The sequence below is a fragment of the Roseobacter cerffii genome (genome assembly GCF_054226325.1).
This window is the reverse complement of sequence record NZ_CM135757.1, coordinates 2,781,190-2,805,504: the sequence shown is the minus strand read 5'-3', so window position 1 is coordinate 2,805,504 and position 24,315 is coordinate 2,781,190. Positions and strand designations below refer to the sequence as shown.

The following is a 24,315-nucleotide window of genomic DNA, read 5'->3' as shown; positions in this document are numbered from 1 at the left end:
ACCGCCGCGCGGGGCAACTCGCGCGGCGGTTTCTATTTCTGCCCGGGCAGAAGGCGCCGTGGCGCGTTGATCAGCGGTGTTTCAAGGGCAAGCAAGCCAGTGGATTTCGCGGCGACGACCGATCCCCAAGCCGCGAGTACATTCGCGATGATGGCTGCTGTCAGGATGCCCCCATAGCCGAACGTCAGCGCGCCCACCCAGGCCAGCGGCAGGTAAAGCAGGAAGATGCGACCCAGGCTGAGACCCATGGACCACAGAGGCTTGTCCCGCGCGTTCATCGCCGCGTTCGTCACCACAACAAACCCGTAGCCGAAGAGAGAGGCGCCGACATAGCGCAGGTATTGGGCGGCGTAGGCAGTGTCTTCTTCCGCTGAGGTGAAGACGCTTGCGATTTGCTCAGCGAACAGGCTGAACACGGCGGCAAGGCCCGCGCCATAGGTGAGGCAGAAGATCAGGGAGTAGCGCAGCGCTGATTGGGCCCGGTCAGTTCTTTCAGCGCCCCAGTTCTGGCCGACCACCGGACCGATGCCCGCAGAGATGGCGAGAAGCGGCACCAGCGCCATGCTTTGAACCCGCGTCGCGGCTCCGAAGCCCGCGACAGCGGTCTCACCCACGATTGCGACGGCGGCGGTCACCAGCGCCATGCCGGCGGGGTTGATCGCGTTGGAAAAGGCGGCGGGGAGACCGACCCCGAGGACCTCTTTGACCGAGGCCAGAAAGCCGCCGAACGGTTTGCCGCAGACGCCCAGAAGACCGCGCCGCCAGGCGATCCACAGGGCCAGCAGCGCGGCGGTGGACCGCCCGACCGCTGTGGCCACGGCGGCGCCCTGGATGCCAAGTTCGGGCAAGCCCCAGAGGCCGAAGATCAGAAGCGGGTCGAGGGCGACGTTGATGGCGGCAGCCAGCGCCATGATCGCAGGCGCGGTAAAGCTGTCGCCGTGGGCGCGGAAGATCGCGTTGATCACCATCATGACGACCAGAAAGGGGAAGGAGAGCGCCCAGACCGGCATGTAATCGGCGATCAGCCCGTTGACCTCCGCCCCAGCCCCCAGGGCGCTGAAAAACCATGGGAAGCTGATCCAGAGGAGCAGGGCGGTGGCGAGGGCCAGCGTCAGACCGAGCAGGATCGTATGCAGGGCCAGGCGCCGCGTGCTCTCGGCCTCGTCTCCGCGCCCCACGCCCTGGCTGAGCGCAGTGTTGGCGCCTGCGCTGAGGCCGATGGAGAGCGATGTGATTGCGGTGGTCACGGGGTAGATGAACCCAACGGCGGCGAGGGCGGACCCGCTGACCTGACTGAGGAAATAGGCATCGGCCAGGCCGATGCTCAGAACGGCGAAGATGCCGAAGCTCATCGGGGCCGACATTGCGACGAGGGCACGCCAGACCGGCCCCTTGGTGAGGTCCGCGGAATTCTTCTCTGCCATTGCTGCTGCCCTTTCGCGCCCTGTTGACCAAAAGTAACGTTCCGGTGGGCGGTCTGGTTCCACGCGGGGGCAGGGATGCAGCAAAGCGGCTGATCTCGCGTACGTTTTGTGCGCAAACTGTACTTGTATACAAAGGCATCCATTTAACACCTTATAAACATTAAAAAAATATTTGACTTACCGCCCCCGGGCATTATCCCTCTGCTCAACCCCGGAGCTTGCGGCATGTCACCCATCACCGACCATCCTCTGCGCTACAAACTCGCGAACGAGCTGCACGCGCGTCCGTTCCCGTCGATGACGGCGCCCTGTTCGGCGGCCTATGTGGCGATCAAGCAGCCCAATGATGCAGTCAGCCGGGACCGGGCGCAGGATATGGAGCATCTGGTGGCGCTGCTCGACCGGCACGGGGCGCCGCATCCGCAGCCGGGGGCCACGCATTATTACGGGCAGATCGGGAAGTACTGGCTCAAGTGGGAGCAGCACACGGAGTTCGTGACCTACACCGCGTTTGCCGACAACGGGGTGACGCGGGCATTTGATCCGACGGAGTTCGAGGTGTTTCCGGCAGACTGGCTGGCGGAGGCGCCGGGCCAGCGGATGACCTCGATCCTGCTCAACGTGGTGCCGAAGCCTGCGGACGCGGAGGAGATCAATGCGCGGTTGAAGGACTGGTTTGTGTCGGAGAGCCTCGCCGTGTCGTCCGTGCTGGATGATGCCGCGGTTGTAGCGGGGGATTTTCGGATCGATCTGAATGGGCATCTGCGCTTTGCGGTCTTCGCGGATGAGGCCACGGGCGCGCGGCGGATTGGTCGCATCGTGCAGCGGCTCTGCGAGATCGAGACGTATAAAACCATGTCGATGCTGGGGTTTGCGCGGGTGCGGTCGTTGCAGCCGCAGCTCAATGAGCTCGACACCAAGCTGACCGGACTGATGGGCGCGATGAGTGAGGAGAGCGCCTCGGCGGAGCAGACCTTGCATGATCTGCTGGCGATTTCAGCGGAGCTGGAGACCTTGTCGGCGCGGTCGTCCTTTCGGTTTGGAGCGACGGGGGCCTATGAGGCGCTGGTGAACCAGCGGATTGAGGCCTTGCGGGAGGCGCGGTTTCTGGGGCGGCAACATTTCGGTGAGTTCATGATGCGCCGCTATGCGCCGGCGATGCGGACGGTGCATGCGGCCGAGGCGCGGCTGGAGGCGATGTCGAGCCGGTCGATCCGCGCGTCGAACCTCTTGCGGACGCGGGTGGATGTGGAACGCTCGGCGCAGAACCAGACGCTGCTGGAGAGCATGGACAAGCGGTCGGATCTACAGTTGCGGTTGCAGCGCACAGTGGAAGGGCTGTCGGTGGTGGCGATTAGCTATTATGCGGTGTCGCTGGTGGGGTATTTGCTTTATCCGCTGACGCAGACCACGGGGCTCAGCAAGGGGATGCTGACGGCGTTGGTGACGGTGCCGGTTGTGGTGCTGGTGTGGTGGCTGGTCAGGCAGTTGAGAAAGAGCGTGGAATAGGTCGACCTTCTCTGTGAAAAGTCGACCAGCGGGACAGAGTGAAAATCCACAGGGTTTTGGCGCAGTCCCGAATGGGATCGATCATGTTCCTACAGCGGGGCGGTGCGGTCTGAGTTTGCACAGCAAACCTGCGGTCCAGCACCCGGTGGCATGATTGGGGACAGCAAAGTTCCGAACGATTTTGATCTCTTGGGAACAGCGGGACGGCGCTCTTTCCGCTGACGCGAAAGACGCCCCGCCCGCCGTCCCGTTATGCGCCCAGACTTGAGACGGGATGCGGCCTCCGCTGAAGCCCTTCGGATGTGCGCTCTATCCGCGCGTCGCGCTTACTGGGCGACGGCAATTGCGCCTATAATTGAAACGGGGTGCGGACTCCGCAAAAATCCTGCGGATTTACGCTCTGTCCGCACTCGGATCCGCGGCCTAGCGGCCGCGGATCCGGGGATCCAATGCATCTCTCAGGCCATCACCTAGATAGTTCACCGAGAGCACGGTGAGGGAGATCAGGATGCCCGGCAGCATGACGCGTTCCGGGAACTCCTCCATGCGCGGCACCGCGTCAGAGAGCAGTTTGCCCCAGGTGGGGAAGTCGGACGGGAAGCCCACGCCGAGAAAGCTGAGCGCGCTTTCGGTGATGATCGCGGTGGCAAGACCCAAGGTCGCGGATACCATGATCGGTGAGACTACGTTGGGCAGCAGGTGCCGCCGTATGATTTTGCCGGGTGTCGTGCCGATGGAGCGGGCGGCGAGGATGAACTCGCGCTCCTTTAGGGCCAGGATTTCGCCGCGCACGATACGGGCTGTTTGCATCCAGGAGGTGATGCCGATGACGCCGACAATCAGGATGAACATGCCCGTTTCGGGGCCGAAGTTTGCCCTGAGCGGTTGGCGGAAAAGGGTTACGGCGACGAGCAGCAGAGGCAGGATCGGCAGGGACAGGAAGAGGTCGGTGAAGCGCATGAGCGGACCGTCGAGCCGCTTGAAGTAGCCTGCACAGACGCCGATGGCCGTGCCTATGAAGAGCGCGAGGATCATCGCAGTCCAACCGACCGCCATGGAGGCCCGGCCCCCCGCGATCAGCGTCGCGAGGATGTCGCGGCCCAGGTTATCGGAGCCAAGTGGTTTCTCCCAGCTGGTGTTGGCGGTGCTGTCCCAGAGCAGGGTGTAGAGCGGGCGCATGTCCTTATTGCGGATGTCGAGCTGTTTGGCATCGACCTGCCAGACAAGCGGGCCGATGAGCACGGCAAGCGTGATGAAGAGCAGGAAGCCGCCCCCGATCAGCGCGCCCTTGTGCTTGCGGAACTGGTCCCACACATCCTTCCACTGGCTGCGCGGCTCCTTCGGCGGCTCCTTGTCCTTGAGCGCGCCGTAGAGCTCCATCTCGGCCTCGGCGTTCACGCGTTGATCAGTCATAGCGGATCCTCGGGTCGAGCACGCCGTAAAGCACGTCGGCGATCAGGTTGAAGAGCACGATCAGGATCGCGAAGATGAAGGTCAGCGTCATGACCATCGGCAGGTCATTTGCGAAGAGGGCGGTGAGGAGCAGCTGTCCGATGCCGTTTACCTTGAACAGCGTCTCGGTGATGATCGCGCCGCCGAAGATCGAGGGTACGCCCAAGGCAATGACCGTGATAATCGGGATCATCGAATTGCGCAGCACGTGCACGAGGACGACGACGCTCTCTTTCAGACCCTTGGCGCGGGCGGTGCGCACGTAGTCCTGGTTGAGGTTGTCGAGCATGGAGGCGCGCATGAAGCGGCTGATCTGTGCGGTGGTTTGGAGCGCCAGGACCATCACCGGTAGGATCATCTGGTTGAGCTGGACTTTGAAGCTGGCCCAGTCGGTGACCACATGGGTGGTGTCGTAGATCGAGGGAAACCAGCCAAGGTTGACGGAGAAGATCACGATCACGAGGACGCCGGAGAAGAAGGGCGGGATCGAGAAGCCGATCATGGAGACGAAGGTGCCCGCCTGGTCGAAGAGCGAGTACTGCCGGTAGGCGGAGTAGATACCGATCGGCAGCGCGATCAGGATGCCGACGATGTAGGACATACCAACGACCCAGAGCGTCTGGGGGATGCGTTGCGCCACGATGTCCATCACCGGCGAGCGGGTCTGCCAGGAGATCACGCGCAGCTTGCCCTCGGCGAGGCCAGTTCCGAACCAGTTGTCGATCAGCACCTGCGGTTCGATCCAGAAGAACTGCACCAGCCACTTCCAGTATTGCACGTGGATCGGGGCGCCGAGGCCCAGGGCTTCGCGCATCTGTTGTTTGACTTCGGGGGGGACAGTGAGGGGCACCTGGGCCATCGGGTCGCCGGGTGCGAGCTGCAGGAGTAGGAAGATCACGATGCTGATGAACAGCAGGGTGGGGATCGACAGGACCAGCCGGCGGATGGTGTAGGTCAGCATGTGCTACGCCTTTGTGCGTCAGTCTTCTTATCGTTGAGGTCGGGGTGGGGTGGGGCGCCGGGCGGGGCGGGCTTCAGCCCGCCCCGCCCGGCGCCCCCGGTATCGCATCAATTCTTGATGCGATACCAGTCCGCGATGTTCCACAGCTCCGAATCCCAGTCCGACATCTTGACGCCGCCTAGCGTGTTGGAATGGGCCGAGGGGTTGCCGCGGTGCACAAGCGGGATGATCGAGTAGCTCTGCATGATCATGTCGTTCATCTGCTTGGCCAGGGCGCCGCGCTCTTCGAGATCGGCGGTCACCGACATCTTCTCGACCAGCGCATCGTACTCGGGATCACAGAAGCGCTGGATGTTCGAGCCCTGCCACTGGGTGGCGGGAGTCGGGATGTCCGAGCAGAGCCAGTTCGCCATATAGGCCTCGGGGTCCACGCCGGCGAAGTTGTTGGTGTACATCTCGATGTCGGCATAGAACTTCTGGAACGTGTCGGGCGAGCCCGGGTCACCACCAAAGAAGACCGAGGCATCGATGTTGCGCAGCTCGGTTTCGACACCGATCTGGCTCCACCAGTCCTTGATTAGCGCCTGGGTGTCCTGACGCACGGCGTTGGTGGATGTCTGGTAGAGTACCGAGAGCTCGACCCCATCCTTGTCGCGAATGCCATTTCCATTGGTGTCGACCCAGCCAGCCTCATCCAGCAGAGCGTTGGCGCCGTCGATGTCCTGCACGAGGCAGCCGTCGTTCTTGTCCGAGGCATAGAGCGCAGGCGCGGGCAGCACGTTGCAGGTGGGCTGGCCACCGGCACCATAGCCGACCTCGACGATCAGCTCGCGGTCAATCGCCATTGAGAGGGCCTGACCCACTTTCGGGTCGGTGAGGAAGGGGTGCGCATTCTCGCCATTCATGAAGACCGAGCGCTTGTCCGGCCCCAGTGCTGGGTCGGGGTTGGTCTGGTTGAGGTGCAGACGCTCCACGGAGGTGCCGTAGGCGGCCACGACCGTGCCTTTGCCCACCGCTTCCATCCGGTCCAGCACATCGGGGGCCAGCTGCAGGTTCCAGGCGTAGTCGAACTCGCCGGTCTCAAGCACCGAGCGCGCCGCCGCCGCCGCATCACCACCGCCCTTGAAGGTTACGGTCGCAAAGGCGGGTTTGCCCTCTTCGCGGAAGTTTTCGTTGGCCACATAGGTGATCACGTCATTGGGCCGGAAGTCGCTGACCACGAAGGGGCCGGTGCCGATCGGGCCAAAGTTGGCCTCGGTGCACTCCGGCGCGCGGGCGCCAAGGCAATCCTGGAACTGCGCCTTCTGCAGGATCGGGGATTCCGCTCCCACAAAGGCGGTGTAGGGGAAGGGCTTCGGCGCGTCGAAGGTGATCTTGACACCGCGCTCGCCCTCGGCCTCGACCGTGGCGACACCGTCAAAATAGCTTACCCCGGCACAGCCGCTTTCGGGGTGCGTGCAATACTCATGGGTGAAGATCAGATCGTCGGCGGTCAGCGCCGAACCATCGGACCAGACCACGCCTTCCTTCAGCGTCCAGGTGATCGAGGTCAGGTCTTCGGCAACGCCGCCGTTTTCGACCGTCGGGATATCCTCTGCCAGCCAGGGGACCATCTCGCCGGCCTCGTTGAAGCGCGCGAGCGATTCCAGAACAAGGCTGGCTGCTTCGTTTTCCTTGGTGCCGCCAGACAGAAACGGGTTCAGGGTCGAAGGTGCTTGCCAGTAGATGATGTTGAGCTGACCATCTCGGCCACGGTCCCCTTCATGGCCATCCGCAAAGACCGCGGGCGCACAGGCTGTCGTTGCGATGGCCCCCATCAATAGGGTTCTGAGTTTCATGTTCTACTCCATGTTGGACATATCAATGCCGGTAAGCGCCACGTTCTCCGACGAAGCGCCCTGAGTGCTGTCTTTGGGGGAGATGAAGACCGTCGTGTAACTCGATCCAAGAACGCTGTTTTTCACCTGACCCCCCAGATGCATATGCCCATCGAAGCAGCTTTTGCGGAAAAAGCAACCCTTGTGATGGGTGACCTGATGGAAAGCAGCGGGCTGCGGGTTTGACACTGCCATCGCCTTGAGCATAGCGTCGAAAAAACGCAAATATCAGGAGCGGCGATGCTGGATCAGGAACACCAGGGCGGCGGCCCGGAGCCGATTGCGCGGCTGAAAGGTCTGCGGGTTGAGTTCCAGACCAAGGACGGGCCGGTGGTGGGCGTCGAGGATGTGTCCTTTGACATCAACCCGGGCGAGACGGTCTGTGTCGTGGGCGAAAGCGGATCGGGCAAGTCGGTTTCGTCGCTCTCTCTGATGCGGCTGGTGGAGTTCGGCGGTGGCGAGATCACAGGCGGGCAGCTCTGGTTTGACCGGCCCGGCGGCGCGGATATCGACCTGGCTAAAACCAGCGGCGAGGAGATGCGCCACATCCGCGGCAATGAGATCGGGATGATCTTTCAGGAGCCGATGACGGCGCTGAACCCCGTCTTCGCCGTCGGGCGGCAATTGACCGAAGGGCTGCGGCTGCACAAGGACATGAGCAAATCGCAGGCGCGCGCGCGCGCGCTGGAGCTCTTGCGCGAGGTGCGCATCCCCGAGCCCGAGCGACGGCTCGATCAATACCCGCATGAGCTCTCGGGCGGCATGCGGCAGCGCGTTGTGATCGCCATGGCGCTGGCCTGCAAGCCGCGCCTGCTGATCGCCGATGAACCGACCACAGCGCTGGACGTGACCATTCAGGCGGAGATCCTGGCGCTGATGGACCGGCTCAAGCGCGAGACTGGCACGGCGGTGATGTTCATCACCCACGACATGGCCGTGGTGGCGCAGATGGCCGACCGGGTGGTGGTCATGTTCCGCGGCAACAAGGTCGAGGAAGGCCCGGTCGAGCAGATCTTCGAGAGCCCGCAGCACCCCTACACCAAGGCACTGCTGGCCGCCGTGCCGAAGCTCGGCGAGATGCGCGGCAAGGCGGCGCCCGAGCCGATGAAGCTGCTCGGCAAGCCGGGCGCCGAGATCAAGCCGATCCCCGGCACGGACGAGGTGCTGCTCTCGGTCAAGAACCTGACCACGCGCTTTCCGGTCAAGGGCGGCTTCTTCCGCCGTACGGTGGCGAATGTGCATGCGGTCGAGGATCTGTCTTTCACGCTGAATAAGGGCCAGACGCTGAGTCTGGTGGGCGAGAGCGGTTGCGGCAAGTCGACGGCGGGCCGCTCGATCCTGCGGCTGGTCGATCCGCTGTCGGGCGAGGTCAATCTCGACGGCACCGACATCATGGCTCTGGATCAGGCGCAGCTGCGACGCGCACGGCTCGACATGCAGATGATCTTCCAGGATCCCTTCGCCTCGCTGAACCCGCAGATGCAGTTGGCGGATCAGGTGGCGGAGCCGATCCACAACTATGGCACCCTGAAGGGCAAGGAGGTCGGCGATCGTGTCGCGATGCTCTTTGACCGGGTCGAGTTGCCGCGCAGCTTCATGCGCCGTTATCCGCATGAGTTGTCGGGCGGGCAGCGCCAGCGGGTGGCGATTGCCCGGGCGCTCGCGTTGAACCCCAAGCTGATCATCGCGGATGAGGCGGTCTCGGCGCTCGACGTGTCGGTGCAGGCGCAGGTGCTGAACCTGATGATGGAGTTGCAGGCTGAATTGGGGCTCTCCTTCCTCTTTATCAGCCACGACATGGCGGTCGTGGAGCGGGTGAGCCACCACGTGGGCGTGATGTATCTTGGCCGCATCGTCGAGATGGGGCCGCGCGCGCGGGTCTTCGAGAACCCGCAGCATCCCTATACGCAGGCGCTGATGAAGGCGGTGCCCATCGCTGATCCGCGCCAGCGCAAGGATGAGAGCGAGCTCAACTTCAAGCCGATTCCCTCGCCGATCCACCCCGCGGGCTACGAGCCCGAGGCCTCGATCTACCGCGAGGTGGAGCCCGGCCATATGGTGCTGGTGACCGACAGCGGATATGATCGCAGCGATGCCATCGTCGAGGTGGAAAACCGCCTGCGCGAAGGGCAGGACGAGGCGGAAGGAGCGGGCGGACGCCGCCTTTATGACTGACCGCCTGACGCCGCTGGAGATCATGCGCCAGTTGGTGGCGTTTCCGACCGTGAGCCGCGACACGAACCTGCCGCTGGTGGATTGGGTCGAGGAGTATCTCGGCACGCACGGCATCACTGCGCATCGCTACACCGACCCCGCGCAACCCAAGGCCGCGCTCTTTGCACATGTGGGGCCGTGGGAAGAGGGGGCCGTCGTGCTGTCTGGCCACACCGATGTGGTGCCGGTCGATGGTCAGCCCTGGGACACCGACCCCTTCGAGGTGGTCGAGAAGGATGGGCGCTATTTCGGACGCGGCACCTGCGACATGAAAGGCTTCGATGCGCTGGCGATCTGGGCGCTGGTCGAGGCGCATCACGCGGGCGTCAAACGCCCCCTGCAGATCGCGCTGAGCTTCGACGAAGAGGTCGGCTGTACCGGCGCGCCCCCGATGATCGAGGCGATGCAGCCGGTCTTGCCGAAGGGCAGTGCGGCGATTATCGGCGAGCCTTCGGGCATGCGTGCGGTCTCGGGGCACAAGGGTGGCTGCGGGTTCGACACGCATGTGCAGGGGTTCGAAGTGCACAGCTCGCTGATGGATCGCGGTGTGAATGCGGTGATGTATGGCGCCAAGCTGGTGGATTGGGCGAACCGCATGAACGCGGCCAATCAGACCGACGAGCCGCCGGATATCGCAGCACTTTTCGATCCGCCCTTCACCACCGTGCATGTGGGCATGATCTCGGGTGGCACGGCGCATAACATCACCGCGAAGGATTGCCATTTCGCGATGGATTTCCGCGTGGTGCCGGGCGAGGACAAGCAGGCCTGGGAAGCGCGGTACCGGGCGCGCGTCGCCGAGGTCGAGGCCGAGATGCAGGCGGTTGTGCCGGATACCCGCATAGCGATCACGCCGCGCTTTGACGTGCCCGCGCTGGAGCCCGAAGTGGGCGGCGAGGCCGAGACGCTGGTGCGCGGGATCACCGGCGACAACGCGGCCCATGTGGTCAGCTATGGCACCGAGGCCGGGCAGTTCCAGCAGGCGGGCTACTCCGCAGTGATCTGCGGCCCTGGTCACATCGCGCAGGCGCATCAGCCCAACGAGTATATCTCTGTGGCCGAGTTCGAGGCGGGGCAGCACTTCATGCGCCGCCTGGTGACCCAGCTCGGGACGTGAGCGACCGCGTGCCTCTGACAGGTGGGTTGGGCTTTCAGGCCACCCGGCGCCGGGGCCGCATGTGAGCGCGGTCCCGATCTCCATCGACACGCCGGTGCGCTTTGCCGCCGCCGTGCCGGAGGCGGCGGATGTGGTTGTGATCGGCGGCGGCGTCATCGGGGTGAGCACGGCGCTGTTTCTCGCCCGGGCAGGTCGGTCCGTTGTGCTCCTGGAGAAAGGCCGCATCGCGGGCGAGCAATCCAGCCGCAACTGGGGCTGGATCCGGCAACAGGGCCGCGACCCGGACGAGTTACCCATCATGGTGGAGGCGAACCGGCACTGGCGCCAGTTGGCCACCGAAACCAACCGCGACATCGGTCTTGTGCAGGGCGGTGTGACCTATCTGGCGCAGACCGAGGCAGAGATGGCGCGCTATGCCGATTGGGTGCCGCATGCGCAGGCGCAGGGTGTGGACACGCGGCTGCTGACCCGCGCTGAGACCGCCGCGCTGCTGCCCGCTGCGTCGAAATCCTATCTGGGCGCTCTGCACACCGCGTCCGACCTGCGCGCTGAGCCCTGGGTCGCGGTGCCCGCGCTGGCCGAGCTTGCCGCGCGCGCCGGCGCGCAGATCATCGAGAACTGCGCGGTGCGCTGTCTCGATATCGCCGCCGGGCGGGTGGCGGGTGTGGTGACCGAGCAGGGCCGGGTTGCAGCGCCGGAGGTGGTGCTGGCGGGCGGCGCGTGGTCGGCGCTGTTCTTGCGCAATCATGGCGTGTCGCTGCCGCAGCTGTCGGTGCGCGCCACCGTGGCCACGACAACGGCGTTGCCCGAGGTCGCACCGGGTGGCATGGCGGATGCGACACTGGCCTTCCGCCCGCGTCAGGACGGGGGCTATACGCTGGCGGCGGGTGGGTTTCATGAGCTTTTCCTCGGCTGGGATGCGCTGCGCGCGGTGCCGAAGTACCTCACGCAGCTGAAGGCAGAGCCCTTTGGCACCCGGTTTCTGCCGGCCGCGCCCAAGGGCTATCCCGATGCCTGGCGCACGCCACGCCGCTGGTCGGGCGAGGACATGAGCCCCTTCGAGGCGCAGCGCGTGCTGGACCCGGCGCCCAATGCACGCAAGGTCCGCCAGCTCACCGGCGCCTTCGCGTCCCTGTTCCCCGGGTTGCCGCGTTTCGAGATCGCGCGGAGCTGGGCCGGTATGATTGACACCATGCCCGATGTTGTACCGGTGGTGGACCGAGTCGCGGCGCTGCCCGGCCTGACGCTCGGGACGGGCATGAGCGGCCACGGTTTTGGCATCGGGCCCGCGATGGGCCGCATTCTCGCCGATCTGGCACAAGGCCATCCGCCGGGCCATGATCTCACGCGGTTTCGCTTCAGCCGCTTTACGGATGGCAGCCCGATGCGGCTGGGACCGGCGCTTTGACGCGGGCCGGTGCGGCATATTCAGCTTCGGGTTGAAGCTGTCGGACGGCGCGATAAGATAAGCCAAGCGGCCAGAATCGTTCAACCTTCTGCCCGTCGCATTGTCTCTGACCGCAGCGTGTCGGTGCCCGTGCGCCCCCTGCTATCCCCATGGCCTCACGCCATCTCAAGGAGAGATTTTCCATGCCCGTGAAGAACCGTTTTGCCGAATTGCACGATGAGATCACCGCGTGGCGACGGGATTTGCATGAGCATCCCGAACTGCTCTTTGACACGCATCGTACCTCCGCCCTCGTGGCCGAAAAGCTGCAGGCCTTCGGGTGTGACGAGGTGGTCACCGGCATCGGGCGCACCGGTGTCGTGGGGGTGATCAAGGGCAAATCCGACAGCTCGGGCAAGGTCGTTGGGCTGCGTGCGGACATGGATGCGCTGCCGATCCTGGAGCAGACGGGCGTGCCATATGCCTCGAAGACGCCGGGGGCCATGCATGCCTGCGGCCATGACGGGCATACCGCGATGCTGCTCGGTGCGGCGAAATACCTTGCCGAGACGCGCAATTTCGATGGCACCGCGGTGGTCATCTTCCAGCCCGCCGAAGAGGGTGGCGCCGGGGGGCGCGAGATGTGCGAGGACGGCATGATGGAGCGCTTCGGCATCCAGGAGATCTATGGGATGCACAATTGGCCGGGCAAGCCGCTCGGCAGCTTTTCGATCCGGCCCGGCGCGTTTTTCGCGGCGACGGATGTGTTCGAGATCGAGGTCGAGGGCCTTGGTGGGCACGCGGCGAAACCGCATGAGACCATCGACACCACCGTGGTGGCGAGCCACATCGTGATCGCCGCGCAGACCATCGCGAGCCGCAACGCCGACCCGGTGGAGCAGGTCGTGGTCTCGGTGACCTCGTTTGAGACCTCGTCGAAGGCGTTCAACGTGATCCCGCAGCGTGTGACGCTGAAAGGCACGGTGCGGACACTGACCCCGGAGATGCGCGATCTGGCCGAGACGCGGTTGACCAAGCTGGCGCAGGGGGTGGCCGAGAGCTTTGGCGCCACGGCCAAGGTGGAGTACGTGCGCAACTACCCGGTCATGACGAACCATGAGGAGCAAACGGCCTTTGCCGCGAAGGTGGCCGCGGATGTGTCGGGCGATTGTGAAGAGGCGCCGTTGGTCATGGGCGGCGAAGACTTTGCCTTCATGCTCGAAGAGCGCCCCGGTGCTTACATTCTGGTGGGCAATGGGCCAAGTGCGGCGGTGCACCATCCGGAGTACAATTTCAACGACGACGCGATCCCCGCCGGCTGCAGCTGGTGGGCCGAGATCGTCGAGCAGCGGTTGCCAGCGGCCTAACCTTCGTCCAACAGCCGCCGATAAAGCGCCACCAGCGTGGCGGCTTCGGTTTCGATGGAGAAGTTGTCTTCCACGTGCTGGCGTGACTGCCGCGACCACTGTGCCAGCCGTTCTGGATCCGACAGGATGTGATCGGCGGCCTGCCGGATCGCCTCGGGATCACCCGCCTCGACCAGCATTCCCGTCTCGCCCTCCACCACCAGCGATTCAAAAGCCCCGACGCGTGTTGCCACCACCGGGCAGCCGCAGGCCATGGCTTCGATCGGGGTGAGGCCGAAGCCTTCCCAGCGTTGCGGAGCCACATAGAGATCGAGAATGCGGTACCAATCGGCCATGGCTTCCGGCGGCACCTCGGGCATGAAGCGCAATCGGCCGGCGAGCCCCGCCTCGGCGACCTGCGCGCGCAAACCCTCCTCGAAGCTGCGATGCTCTGCCGTGGCACGGCCCATCAACAGCGCCGTGGCGGTGGGGTGGTCCTTCAGGAGACCGATCATCGCGTGTACGTAGACATCGGTGCCTTTTTGCGCCCGGATCCGCCCGTAACAGCCGATCACCGGCCCGGCATCGGCCACGCCGAGACGTTTGCGCAAGGCGCTGCGGTCGTTGCTGGGCGAAAACCCTTTGATGTCAATGCCATGCATAATGACCTGCGAGGGGCCTTCCAGATAGCTCGCGGTCTTGTCCGAGGTGGCGACCACCGCATCCATGCGCCGGATCAGCCACCGGGTAAGCCCGGTCTGCTTGCGTTGCGAGGCGGAGGTGAAGAGCAGCTTCAGCCGCTTGCCGAGCACATACCGCAGCGCCAGCCCGCCGATCATCTCGACATTGCGGCGGGCGTGCCAGACGCGCCAGCCGTTTGGCCCACGCCGCGACATCCAGGGCAGCGCCGAGAGCGGCACCTGCGGCACGTGCTCGGGCAGCACCGGGCCCGTCGCAGCGATGGCAATGTCGCGCGACTGGATCGGTACCAGCCGGATGATCGTCGCCGTCACACCCGACAGCCGCCGCTTGAAGTTGGGCGCGATCACCTCGATGTCGCGCAGCGCGGGGCCGGTCATCGGATGTCCTCCTCGAGCTTCAGGATGTGGATCAGCCGTGACGCGATGCCGCCAAGCGCCTTCGACCGGTCCTGCACGAAGCTTTCCGCTGCCGCGAGCGCCTTGTGGCGGGTTGCAGCGGTGTCGAGCACGTCGGCAACGGCGGCGGCGAGCTCGGGCGCGTCCTGCACCAGGATCGCGGCGCCCTTGGCCTCCATCTCGGCATAGGTCTCGGCAAAGCTGCTCACATGCGGCCCTGAGAGCACGGCGGCCTCGGCCTGTACCACCTCGAAGGGGTTGTGCCCGCCAATGGGTTTCAGCGACCCGCCAAGAAACACCAGATCGGTCAGCGCATACCAATTGCCAAGCTCGCCCAACGTGTCGGCGAGATAGACGGCCTCATTGCCCCGCGGCAGCTCCTCTTTGGAGCGGGTCGCAAAGCTGAGCCCGGCGCGGGTGATCAACTCTGCCACCTCGCCGCTGCGGTCGGGATGGCGCGGCACGAGGATCAGCGCAAGATCTGGGTGCGTCTCGCGCAGGGTCGCGTGGGCGGTGAGCACGATCTCTTCTTCGCCGGGGTGCGTCGAGGCCGCGACCCAGACGGGCCGCCCCTTGAGCGCGGCGCGGGCCTGGGCGAGGACGGCGGGATCGGTGGGCAGGGGGGCGGAGAGAGACTTCAGATTGGTGCCCCGCGCCACCCGGTCGGCGGGGGCATGCATGGCGACCATCGCCTGTGCCATCTCGTCGTTCTGCGTCAGGATCAGGTCAAAGACATCGAGAATGTAGGCAGCGAGCCCCGCATGGCGGGCCCAGGCCGCACGGGACTTTGCGCTCAGCCGCGCGTTGACCAGCGCCATGGGCGTGCCGCGCTCTCGTGTCATGCGCAGCATCAGCGGCCAGAGCTCGCTTTCCACGAAGATCGCCGCATCCGGGCGCCATTGTTTCAGAAACCGCTGCAGCGGGCCGCGTGCATCGAGGGGCGCGAACTGATGCGTGGTGCGCGGCGGCATCCGCTCGGCCACCAGCTTGGCCGAGGTGGCGGTGCCCGAGGTGATCAGGAACTGCGCGCGTGGCAAGAGCTCACCCATCTTGGCGATCAGCGCCAGCACCGAGAGGCTTTCGCCGACAGAGGCCGCGTGGAACCAGATCAGCTGTCCACCACCCATGCGGGGCTGGCTGGCATGCCCCATCTTCTCATGCGCCCGCAACGCCGGCACGCCATGTTGGCGCAGTTTTCGGATCGTGGCCCAGGCGGCGAAGGGCGCCAGCAGCAGGGTCGCCGCCACGTAGAGGTAATAGAGCGGCGGGGCGCGCATGGGGTGTGTCAGCCGCCTGTGTGGCTCATGTGCCGGGGCATCTGGCCGTCGAGACGCTGGCGGGAGTAGTCGAAGTCATGGCCCTTGGGTTTGAGCGCGATGGCGGCGCGGATTGCGTCTTCGAGCGGGCCGTTGTCCTCCGGGTGGGCGCGCAGCGGTGCGCGCAGGTCGGCCATGTCTTCCTGTCCGAGGCACATGTAGATCTCGCCGGTGCAGGTGATCCGCACCCGGTTGCAGCTTTCGCAGAAATTGTGGCTGAGCGGGGTGATAAAGCCGATCTTCTGCCCCGTCTCTTCCAGCCGCACGTAGCGCGCGGGGCCGCCGGTGCGTTCTGCGAGGTCGGTGACCGTGTAGTGCTCGGCATAGCGCGCGCGCACGTCCTTCAGCGACCAGTATTGGCCCAGCCGGTCTTCATTGCCGATGTCGCCCATGGGCATGACCTCGATCCATGTCAGATCAATGCCGCGCTCCGCACACCATTCGGTCATGCTGGGCAGTTCGGCCTCGTTGAAGCCTTTGAGAGCGACGGCGTTCAGCTTCACGCGCATGCCTGCGGCTTGGGCGGCGTCGATCCCGCGCAGCACCTGGGGCAGGCGGCCCCAGCGGGTGATCTCGGCGAATTTGGTCTCGTCGAGCGTGTCGAGCGAGACATTCACGCGGCGCACGCCCGCGGCATAGAGATCATCCGCGAAGCGTTCGAGCTGGCTGCCGTTGGTGGTGAGCGTTAGCTCTTTGAGCGTGCCTGCATCAAGGTGGCGCGACATACTCTGGAAGAAGGTCAGGATCCCCTTGCGCACCAGCGGCTCGCCCCCGGTGATGCGCAGCTTCTCGACGCCGAGGCCCACGAAGGTGGAACAGAGCCGGTCGAGCTCTTCCAGCGTCAGCAGCTCCTTCTTTGGCAGGAAGGTCATGTTCTCGGACATGCAGTAGACGCAGCGGAAATCGCAGCGATCCGTCACCGAGACCCGGAGGTAGGTGATGGCGCGGGCAAAGGGATCAATCAAAGGCGCGGTCATATCTCAATAGGTAATGATCTGCGCAAGGCGCAGCAAGAGGTTAACGCCATTGATGCGATATGGCTGCTGTGGTTTAGACGGGGTATGTACGGTCGTATCGGTTTTCGGGTGACTTTGGCGGGCGGGCTGCTGGGCCTTGCCGCATGCGCCGAGCTTGATCTCGCCCTCGGGGGCGGGAGCGCTGCGCCCGAGTCCCCGCGCGCGCCGTTGGAGCAGAGCCAGACCTTGCCGACGGGTGCGGCCCAGACGGTCGAGAGCCTCGATCAATCCTCCGCGGCAGAGCGGGTTGCGGCGACCCGCACAGGTGGTTCCGGGCGGGCGTTGGGCCAAACCGTGGCCTCGCTCGGTAGCCCGGCGGAACCGGGGTTCTGGCTGAAAACGCCGCTGGTCTCGGCCGAGGCGTCGGGGCGCGTCCGGGACCCGCGCACGGGCAAATCGGTCGCGGTGACGCTGATCCCGATTGAGGGGCCACCCACGGCAGGCAGCCGGTTGTCCCTCTCGGCGATGCGGGCGCTGGAGGTCAGCCTGGCCGATCTGGTAACCGTTGACGTGACGGGCTGAGCCTAGGGCTTGGCGTCGGTGATGAAAGTCGGCGCGCCGTCAATGGTCTGCTGGTTTCGGGTTTCCCAGTACTCCGCAACGCCCTCGGCGCCCTTGCCCTCGGCCCAGTCTTTCAGAACATCGCGCTCGCCTGCGTAGTCCATGAAGGGCACGGCAAAACCGCAGCTCGTCTGCACCAGGTCGATGTCGAGGTCATAGATTTGCCGGGCGCCGGGGGAAGCGGGGAAGAGCGCGTTCAGCGCGGCAAAATCCGCATCACGCGGATGCAGGGTGCGGGCGCTCCCATAGGTGCGCAGGATCATCGGCTTGGCCTCGAACCCGCACCACATGAGTGTCATGCGGTTGATCTGGGCCAGATGCCCGGCCGTCTCATTGCCCGAGCCGGTGAGGTTGCGCCAGGCAATGCGGTTCGGGCCAAGCACGCGCAAGCTGTCCATGCCCTTGGGTGAGACGTTCACGCGCCCCTCGGGCCCGGCGGTGCCCACGAAGAAGATGTGCTGCGCTTCGATAAAACGGGTGAGCACGTCGCTGAGTTGGTCGAATTGCTTGGCCATGGTTCACTCCACCGTGACGGATTTGGCAAGGTTGCGCGGCTGGTCCACGTCGGTGCCTTTGGCGACGGCGGTGTGATAGGCCAGCAGCTGCGCGGGGATCGCATAGAGGATCGGGGTCAGCACATCCGGCACGCTGGGCAGCTCGATGGTGGCGAAGGCGCCCTCGCCAGCCTCGTCCAGCCCTTGGCGGTCGGAGACGAGGATCACCCGGCCCTTGCGCGCCATGACCTCCTGCATGTTGCTGACGGTCTTGTCAAAGAGCGCATCGCGCGGCGCCATCACCACCACGGGCACATATTTGTCGACGAGCGCGATTGGGCCGTGTTTCAACTCTCCGCTCGCGTAGGCTTCGGCGTGGATATAGCTGATTTCCTTGAGTTTGAGCGCGCCCTCATGAGCGAGCGGATACATTAACCCGCGTCCCAGGAAGAGCACGTCGCGCGCTTCGGCGAGGCGGAGGGCGGCCTTCTGCATTTCCTTGTTGGCCTCAAGTGCTGTGGCAATCACGCTGGGAATGCCGCGCAGGGCCGAGAGGTGATCGGCGAGGGTCTCGGCGTCAATCTCGCCCCGGTCCTGCGCGGCTTTCAGCGCGAGGATGAAGAGCACGGTGAGCTGGCAGGTGAAGGCCTTGGTCGAAGCCACGCCGACCTCCACGCCCGCGTGGATCGGCATCACCAGATCGCTTTCGCGGGCAATGGAGCTTTCGGGCACGTTTACCACCGAGAGGATGCGGTCGGCCTTGCCCTCGCAATAGCGCAGGGCAGCGAGGGTGTCGGCAGTCTCGCCCGACTGGCTGACAAAGAGCGCGTTGGTGCCCGCGGGAACGGGCGGTTCGCGGTATCGGAACTCGGAGGCGACATCGACGTCAACGGGCAGGCGCGCGATCTGTTCGAACCAGTATTTCGCGGTGAGACAGGCGAAATAGGCGGTGCCGCAGGCCACCATGGTGAGCCGCTCGATCTTGGAGAAATCCACGCCCGGGTCGGGCAGGTGAATGTTACCCTCGTGATCGAGATAGTTGCTGAGCGCCTGGCCGATCACCGTGGGCTGTTCGGCGATCTCCTTTGCCATGAAGTGTTTGTGCCCGCCTTTGTCGATCAGCGTGTCGCCGATCTGGACTGTCTTGACGGGGCGGTTGGCGAGACTGCCGTTGGCATCGCGAATTTCGACGCCTTCTCGGGTCACAACCGCGCAGTCGCCCTCTTCAAGATAGCTGATCCGGTCGGTCAACGGCGCGAGCGCAATCGCGTCCGAGCCCACATACATCTCGCCCTCGCCATGGCCGATGGCCAGCGGCGAGCCTTTGCGGGCGGCGACGATCAGATCGTCCTCGCCCGAGAAAAGGAACGCCAGCGCAAATGCCCCGTGCAGCCGCCCGAGCGCTTTCTTCGCTGCATCCACGGGGCCCATGCCCTGTGTCATGTAGTGTTCGGTCAAGAGCGCGACGGTTTCGGTGTCGGTCTGCGTCACGAAGGTCACACCGTGCTCGGCGAGTTCCGCACGCAGCTCGCGAAAATTCTCGATGATACCATTGTGCACGACGGCCACGCGCCCTGCCTGATGCGGATGGGCGTTCTTGACTGTTGGTGCGCCATGGGTGGCCCAACGGGTGTGTCCGATCCCGGATTTGCCCGTCAGCGGCTCGTGCACCAGGAGGTCCGAGAGGTTGACCAGTTTGCCGACGGCACGACGCCGGTCGAGAATGCCGTCCTCAACCGTTGCAATACCCGCGCTGTCATAGCCGCGATATTCAAGACGCTTGAGCGCTTCGACGAGAATCGGTGCGGCTTCGTGACTGCCCAGCACCCCCACAATTCCACACATTTTCAGCTGCCTCTTTGGAGTTTGGCCTTCTTGGCCTTTAGAATTGTCAACAATTTGGTGGCCATGCCCGGTTTTTCGACCTGCGGTGCGCGAGATATGGCGAGCGCCTCGGGCTCCACGTCCGAGGTGATGACCGAGCCGCTGCCCGTCATGGCACGGTCGCCGATGGAGACAGGCGCCACCAGCATGGTGTTCGAGCCGATGAAGACCTCATCGCCGATGTCGGTATGGTGCTTCAGCACGCCGTCATAGTTGCAGGTGATGGTCCCCGCACCGATGTTGGTTTTGGCGCCCAGCGTTGCATCGCCAATGTAGCTGAGGTGGTTCACCTTGGTGCCTGCGCCAATCTGCGCGTTCTTCACTTCAACGAAATTGCCGATGCGGGTGTTCTCGCTCAGCTCCGCGCCGGGGCGCAGCCGGGCATAAGGGCCGACGATGGCGCCACGGGCGACGTGGCAGCCTTCCAGATGCGAAAACGCGCGGATCGTGGCGCCGGATTCCACCGTGACACCCGGGCCGAAAACCACGTTGGGCTCTACAAGGGTGTCGCGCCCGATCACAGTGTCGAAGGCGAACTGCACGGTCTCGGGGGCGGGCAGGGTGACACCATCCTCGAAGGCTTGCGCGCGGGCGCGGGCCTGGAAGGCGGCCTCGGCCCCGGCCAGCTCGGCCCGTGTGTTGATGCCCAGCGTTTCGCTTTCATCGCAGGTGACCGCTGTGGCGCTGAGCCCACGTGCCCGTGCGAGGCCGGGCAGGGCAGTGAGATAGTACTCACCTGCCGCATTGTCGTTGTCGACGGCGTCGATCAGCTCGAAGAGCAGGTCGGCGCGGCAGGCCACAACGCCGCTGTTGCAGAAGGTGATCGCGCGTTCGGCCTCGCTGGCGTCCTTGAACTCGACAATACGCTCCAGTGTGTCGCCCTGCATGACGAGCCGCCCATAGCGCCCGGGATCTGCCGCTTCAAAGCCGAGAATGACCACGTCGTGGGTCTTTTGCGCGTCGATCATCGTCTGCAATGTCTCGGGCCGCACAAAGGGCGTGTCACCGAAGAGCACGATCACCGTGCCCTCGAATCCATCGAGCGCCGCGCGCGCCTGGGCCGCCGCGTGGGCCGTGCCGAGCTGTTCGGTCTGCTCGACGACCTGCGCCGTTTCGTCATGGGCGAGCACGGCCTCGCGGACCTGCGCGACCCCATGGCCCGCGACGATCACCGTGCGTTCGTGGGCGAGGCTTGCGCCCGCCTGCATCGCATGGACCAGAAGCGGCGCACCCGCGAGGGGGTGCAGGACCTTTGGCAGGTCCGAGTTCATCCGTGTGCCTTTGCCTGCGGCCAGGATGACCAGAGCGGTTGTCATGTCGTTTCTCTTTGTATTCTGCTGCGCTCCTCTTTATCCGTCTGGCGCAGCGGTGCAAGGCGCAGACCCATCAAAGAAGGTTGCGGCCTGCAACATGGCTAGGCGATGTCTTGCGCAGACCAAGACCGGGGAGCAGTGATGAAAACGGTGATCTTCGATCTCGACGGGACGCTTGCGGATACCAGCGGGGATTTGATTGCGGCGGCCAATACCTGTTTTCGCGAGATGGGTGCAGGCGATGTGCTGGACCCGGTTCAGGACGCAGGGACAGCGTTGCGCGGTGGGCGCGCGATGCTGACGCTGGGCATGGCACGGCTGGGGCGCGCAGAGGACCGCGCGACGATTGATCACTACTATCCGGTGTTGCTGGAAGCCTATGGCGCGGCGATTGACGTGCATACGCGGATGTATCCCCGCGCGATGGAAGCGGTCGAGCTGTTGAAGGGTGCGGGCTATGGCGTCGGCATCTGTACCAACAAGCCGGAGGGTCTGGCCGAGACCTTGCTGCAGCGGTTGGGGGTACGCGACGCGTTTGCAGCCCTTGTGGGCGCCGACACGCTGCCGGTGCGCAAGCCCGACCCCGAACCGCTCTTCGAGGCGGCGCGGCGGGCAGGTGGTGATCCCGCGCGCTGTGTGCTGATTGGGGACTCCGATACGGACCGCAACACGGCGCGGGCCGCATCGGTGCCTTGTGTGCTGGTGACCTTTGGTCCGGCGGGCGGTGATATGGCGGCGCTGGAGCCCGAGGGCTTGCTTGATGACTATGCCGCATTGCCTGCGCTGGTCGACCGCCTGCTGGCTTGACCGGACCCGCCGTCCCCTGCAAGGTCCTCTTGAGCGAGGGCACCAGATGACAGAGATTTTCAAAGGCAGTTTCACCCAGCAGGAGCCGATCCCAGAAGCCGGGATTAAGGCGGCGCTGGCGGTACTGCGCCACGGGCGGTTGCACCGCTATAACACCGTGCCGGATGAGATCAGCGAGACCGCACTGCTGGAGCAAGAATTCGCGGCAACGGTCGGGGCGAAATACTGCCTTGCCGTTGCGTCGGGCGGCTACGCCATGGCGACAGCTTTGCGCGCGGTTGGTGTCAAACCAGGCGATCCTGTGCTGTCCAACGCCTTTACGCTGGCGCCGGTGCCTGGGGCGATTGCTGCTTTGGGCGCAAAGCCCGTCTTCGTCGGCGTGACCGAAGACCTGACGATTGATCTCGACGACCTGCGCGCCAAGGCGGGCCGGGCCAGGGTGCTGCTGCTCAGCCACATGCGAGGGCATATCTGCGACATGGATGCCCTGATGGAGATCTGTGACAGCGCAGGCATCAAGGTGATCGAGGATTGCGCGCATACGATGGGGGCGGCTTGGAACGGTGTGCCCTCGGGGAGGCACGGGGTCGCTGGTTGCTATTCCTGCCAGACCTATAAGCATGTAAACTCGGGCGAGGGCGGATTTCTGGTTACCGATGACGTTGAGGTTGCGGCGCGGGCGGTGATGCTGTCGGGCTCCTACATGCTCTACGAGCGGCATCTGGCGGCGCCGCCGAAAGAGGCCTTCGAGACCATTCGCTACGAGACGCCGAATATCTCGGGCCGCATGGACAACCTGCGTGCGGCGATCCTGCGTCCGCAGGTGGCGGACCTTGCCACGCAATGCGCGCGCTGGAACGAGCGCTACCGTCGGCTGGAGGCGGGGCTGCGCGGGACGCCGGGGCTGACCGTGATTGAACGCCCCGAGGCAGAGACCATCGTGGGCTCATCCATCCAAGTGCTGCTGCTCGACTGGGCTGCGGCGGATGTCCAGCAGGTTGTCGCGCGCTGTGCGGCGCGCGGCGTGGAGCTGAAGTGGTTCGGCGGCGCGGAGCCGGTGGGTTTCACCAGCCGATATGACAGCTGGCGCTATGCCGAAGGCCCGCCCATGCCCGCCTCGGACCGGGTATTGGCGGGCATCCTGGACATGCGCGTGCCGCTGACATTTTCGCTGGAGGACTGCGACCTGATCGCCCGGATCATCCGGGCCGAAGTGGGCGCCGTCTATCAAGAGCACTCGACCGCGGCAGAATAGGCCGCCCGCTTGACCGGTTCCGCCTGCTGTGACATTAATGAACGCGTGTTCAATAAATCTGAGGGGAGGTCCGCGCGATGTTCATGGCCACCATGGCATTCGATCTGGGCGAGGATGTGAACGCGCTGCGCGAGGTCGTGCACCGCTGGGCGCAGGATCGCGTGGCCCCTATGGCCGCCGAGATCGATGCGAAAAACGCTTTCCCGCCAGAGCTTTGGCCCGAGATGGGCGAGCTGGGGCTGCTGGGCATCACGGTCGAGGAAGACTTCGGCGGCGCGGGCATGTCCTACCTCGCGCATACGGTGGCCATTGAGGAAATCGCGCGGGCGAGCGCCTCGGTCTCGCTGTCCTACGGCGCGCATTCGAACCTCTGTGTGAACCAGATCAAGCTGAACGGGACCCATGAGCAGAAAGAGAAGTACCTGCCCGGGTTGATTTCCGGGGAGCATGTGGGCGCCCTGGCGATGTCGGAGGCGGGCGCGGGCTCAGACGTGGTCTCGATGAAGCTGCGCGCGGAGAAGCGCAACGATCACTACCGGCTCAACGGCATGAAATACTGGATCACCAACGGTCCGGATGCGGACACGCTGGTGGTCTATGCCAAGACCGACCCCGACGCAGGATCAAAGGGGATCACCGCCTTTCTCATCGAAAAGGAGATGACCGGGTTTTCCACCTCGCCGCATTTCGACAAGCTGGGGATGCGCGGGTCGAACACCGCCGAGCTGATCTTCGAAGACGTCGAGGTGCCCTTCGAGAATGTGCTGGGTGAGGAAGGCAAGGGCGTGCGCGTCCTGATGTCGGGCCTCGACTATGAGCGCGTGGTGCTGGCGGGGATCGGCACCGGTATTATGGCGGCCTGCCTCGATGCGATCATGCCGTATCTCAGTGAACGCAAGCAGTTCGGCCAGCCCATCGGGAGCTTCCAGCTCATGCAGGGCAAGATCGCGGATATGTATACGGCGATGAACTCCGCCCGCGCCTATGTCTATGAGGTGGCCAAGGCCTGTGACCGGGGGGATGTGACGCGACAGGATGCGGCGGCCTGCTGTCTTTATGCCTCGGAAGAGGCGATGAAACAGGCGCATCAGGCAGTGCAGGCGATGGGCGGCGCGGGCTTTCTGAACGACAGCCCCGTGGCGCGGATTTTCCGGGATGCCAAGCTGATGGAGATCGGCGCGGGGACCTCAGAGATTCGGCGCATGCTCGTGGGCCGCGAGTTGATGGCGGCGATGGGTTGACCCGATGGGGGAAATCGGATCAACCCACGCCAGCACCTTTCCTG

General features: G+C 64.7%; 20 protein-coding genes. 9 read left to right on the top strand and 11 right to left on the bottom strand.

Features of this window, described 5'->3' with window-relative positions:
- Positions 1–32: 32 nt before the first annotated feature.
- Positions 33–1,424, bottom strand: a complete 1,392-nt coding sequence (locus ACVC7O_RS13630) for an MATE family efflux transporter (protein ID WP_458322663.1) — start codon at positions 1,422–1,424, stop codon at positions 33–35.
- A 225-nt stretch (positions 1,425–1,649) separates the two neighbouring features.
- Here ACVC7O_RS13630 and ACVC7O_RS13625 point away from each other — a divergent pair, with 225 nt between their 5' ends.
- Complete coding sequence (locus tag ACVC7O_RS13625; protein WP_458322662.1) at positions 1,650–2,933, top strand: DUF3422 family protein; 1,284 nt, start codon at positions 1,650–1,652, stop codon at positions 2,931–2,933.
- 423 nt (positions 2,934–3,356) lie between these two features.
- On the opposite strand, the gene ACVC7O_RS13620 is transcribed toward ACVC7O_RS13625, so the two are convergent.
- The 4 genes from ACVC7O_RS13620 to ACVC7O_RS13605 all read right to left on the bottom strand — a co-directional run bounded on the left by ACVC7O_RS13620 (position 3,357) and on the right by ACVC7O_RS13605 (position 7,412).
- Positions 3,357–4,346: an ABC transporter permease gene (locus ACVC7O_RS13620; protein ID WP_458322661.1), complete on the bottom strand. Its 990-nt coding sequence runs from the start codon at positions 4,344–4,346 to the stop codon at positions 3,357–3,359.
- Positions 4,339–5,346, bottom strand: coding sequence for an ABC transporter permease (locus ACVC7O_RS13615; protein WP_458322660.1), 1,008 nt, complete (start codon positions 5,344–5,346; stop codon positions 4,339–4,341). The genes ACVC7O_RS13620 and ACVC7O_RS13615 overlap by 8 nt, the downstream gene beginning before the upstream one ends.
- 107 nt (positions 5,347–5,453) lie before the next feature.
- Positions 5,454–7,184, bottom strand: coding sequence for a peptide ABC transporter substrate-binding protein (locus tag ACVC7O_RS13610; RefSeq protein ID WP_458322659.1), 1,731 nt, complete (start codon positions 7,182–7,184; stop codon positions 5,454–5,456).
- 3 nt (positions 7,185–7,187) lie between these two features.
- On the bottom strand, positions 7,188–7,412 hold the full coding sequence (locus ACVC7O_RS13605; protein ID WP_458322658.1) for a hypothetical protein: 225 nt from the start codon (positions 7,410–7,412) through the stop codon (positions 7,188–7,190).
- Positions 7,413–7,463: 51 nt separating this feature from the next.
- Between ACVC7O_RS13605 and ACVC7O_RS13600 the strand changes: the two genes are divergently transcribed.
- The 4 genes from ACVC7O_RS13600 to ACVC7O_RS13585 all read left to right on the top strand — a co-directional run bounded on the left by ACVC7O_RS13600 (position 7,464) and on the right by ACVC7O_RS13585 (position 13,308).
- Positions 7,464–9,398, top strand: a complete 1,935-nt coding sequence (locus ACVC7O_RS13600) for an ABC transporter ATP-binding protein (protein ID WP_458322657.1) — start codon at positions 7,464–7,466, stop codon at positions 9,396–9,398.
- A complete protein-coding gene (argE, locus tag ACVC7O_RS13595) occupies positions 9,391–10,554 on the top strand; it encodes an acetylornithine deacetylase (protein WP_458322656.1) in 1,164 nt (387 codons plus the stop codon). Before ACVC7O_RS13600 ends, argE begins: the two co-directional genes overlap by 8 nt.
- 61 nt (positions 10,555–10,615) lie before the next feature.
- On the top strand, positions 10,616–11,962 hold the full coding sequence (locus ACVC7O_RS13590) for an NAD(P)/FAD-dependent oxidoreductase (RefSeq protein WP_458322655.1): 1,347 nt from the start codon (positions 10,616–10,618) through the stop codon (positions 11,960–11,962).
- Positions 11,963–12,144: 182 nt separating this feature from the next.
- Positions 12,145–13,308 (top strand): M20 aminoacylase family protein, encoded by a 1,164-nt coding sequence (locus ACVC7O_RS13585; RefSeq protein ID WP_458322654.1) that lies wholly within the window; start codon positions 12,145–12,147, stop codon positions 13,306–13,308.
- Here the strand turns inward: ACVC7O_RS13585 and ACVC7O_RS13580 are convergent.
- Genes ACVC7O_RS13580 through moaA form a run of 3 tightly spaced genes read right to left on the bottom strand, consistent with a single transcriptional unit; the run spans position 13,305 to position 16,677 of the window.
- Positions 13,305–14,366: a glycosyltransferase family 4 protein gene (locus ACVC7O_RS13580; RefSeq protein WP_458322653.1), complete on the bottom strand. Its 1,062-nt coding sequence runs from the start codon at positions 14,364–14,366 to the stop codon at positions 13,305–13,307. The genes ACVC7O_RS13585 and ACVC7O_RS13580 overlap by 4 nt on opposite strands.
- Positions 14,363–15,661: a 3-deoxy-D-manno-octulosonic acid transferase gene (locus ACVC7O_RS13575; RefSeq protein ID WP_458322652.1), complete on the bottom strand. Its 1,299-nt coding sequence runs from the start codon at positions 15,659–15,661 to the stop codon at positions 14,363–14,365. The genes ACVC7O_RS13580 and ACVC7O_RS13575 overlap by 4 nt, the downstream gene beginning before the upstream one ends.
- A gap of 8 nt (positions 15,662–15,669) precedes the next feature.
- The gene (gene moaA / locus ACVC7O_RS13570; protein ID WP_458322651.1) at positions 15,670–16,677 is read right to left on the bottom strand and encodes a GTP 3',8-cyclase MoaA; all 1,008 of its coding nucleotides are present in this window, start codon (positions 16,675–16,677) and stop codon (positions 15,670–15,672) included.
- 84 nt (positions 16,678–16,761) lie between these two features.
- Between moaA and ACVC7O_RS13565 the strand changes: the two genes are divergently transcribed.
- On the top strand, positions 16,762–17,238 hold the full coding sequence (locus ACVC7O_RS13565; RefSeq protein WP_458322650.1) for a hypothetical protein: 477 nt from the start codon (positions 16,762–16,764) through the stop codon (positions 17,236–17,238).
- 2 nt (positions 17,239–17,240) lie between these two features.
- Here the strand turns inward: ACVC7O_RS13565 and ACVC7O_RS13560 are convergent, their stop codons facing one another.
- From ACVC7O_RS13560 to glmU, 3 genes are read right to left on the bottom strand one after another with little or no spacing between them, the layout of a single operon-like run.
- On the bottom strand, positions 17,241–17,792 hold the full coding sequence (locus ACVC7O_RS13560) for a pyridoxamine 5'-phosphate oxidase family protein (protein WP_458322649.1): 552 nt from the start codon (positions 17,790–17,792) through the stop codon (positions 17,241–17,243).
- Between the two features lie 3 nt (positions 17,793–17,795).
- Positions 17,796–19,616 carry a glutamine--fructose-6-phosphate transaminase (isomerizing) gene (glmS, locus tag ACVC7O_RS13555; protein WP_458322648.1) on the bottom strand — a complete coding sequence of 607 codons (1,821 nt, stop codon included), beginning with the start codon at positions 19,614–19,616 and terminating at the stop codon, positions 17,796–17,798.
- Positions 19,617–19,618: 2 nt separating this feature from the next.
- Positions 19,619–20,971 carry a bifunctional UDP-N-acetylglucosamine diphosphorylase/glucosamine-1-phosphate N-acetyltransferase GlmU gene (glmU, locus tag ACVC7O_RS13550; RefSeq protein ID WP_458322647.1) on the bottom strand — a complete coding sequence of 451 codons (1,353 nt, stop codon included), beginning with the start codon at positions 20,969–20,971 and terminating at the stop codon, positions 19,619–19,621.
- 138 nt (positions 20,972–21,109) lie between these two features.
- On the opposite strand from glmU, the gene ACVC7O_RS13545 reads away from it, so the two are divergent.
- The 3 genes from ACVC7O_RS13545 to ACVC7O_RS13535 all read left to right on the top strand — a co-directional run bounded on the left by ACVC7O_RS13545 (position 21,110) and on the right by ACVC7O_RS13535 (position 24,271).
- Positions 21,110–21,775 (top strand): HAD-IA family hydrolase, encoded by a 666-nt coding sequence (locus ACVC7O_RS13545; protein WP_458322646.1) that lies wholly within the window; start codon positions 21,110–21,112, stop codon positions 21,773–21,775.
- A gap of 46 nt (positions 21,776–21,821) precedes the next feature.
- Complete coding sequence (locus tag ACVC7O_RS13540; RefSeq protein WP_458322645.1) at positions 21,822–23,030, top strand: DegT/DnrJ/EryC1/StrS family aminotransferase; 1,209 nt, start codon at positions 21,822–21,824, stop codon at positions 23,028–23,030.
- A 77-nt stretch (positions 23,031–23,107) separates the two neighbouring features.
- On the top strand, positions 23,108–24,271 hold the full coding sequence (locus ACVC7O_RS13535; RefSeq protein WP_458322644.1) for an isovaleryl-CoA dehydrogenase: 1,164 nt from the start codon (positions 23,108–23,110) through the stop codon (positions 24,269–24,271).
- Positions 24,272–24,315: the final 44 nt, after the last annotated feature.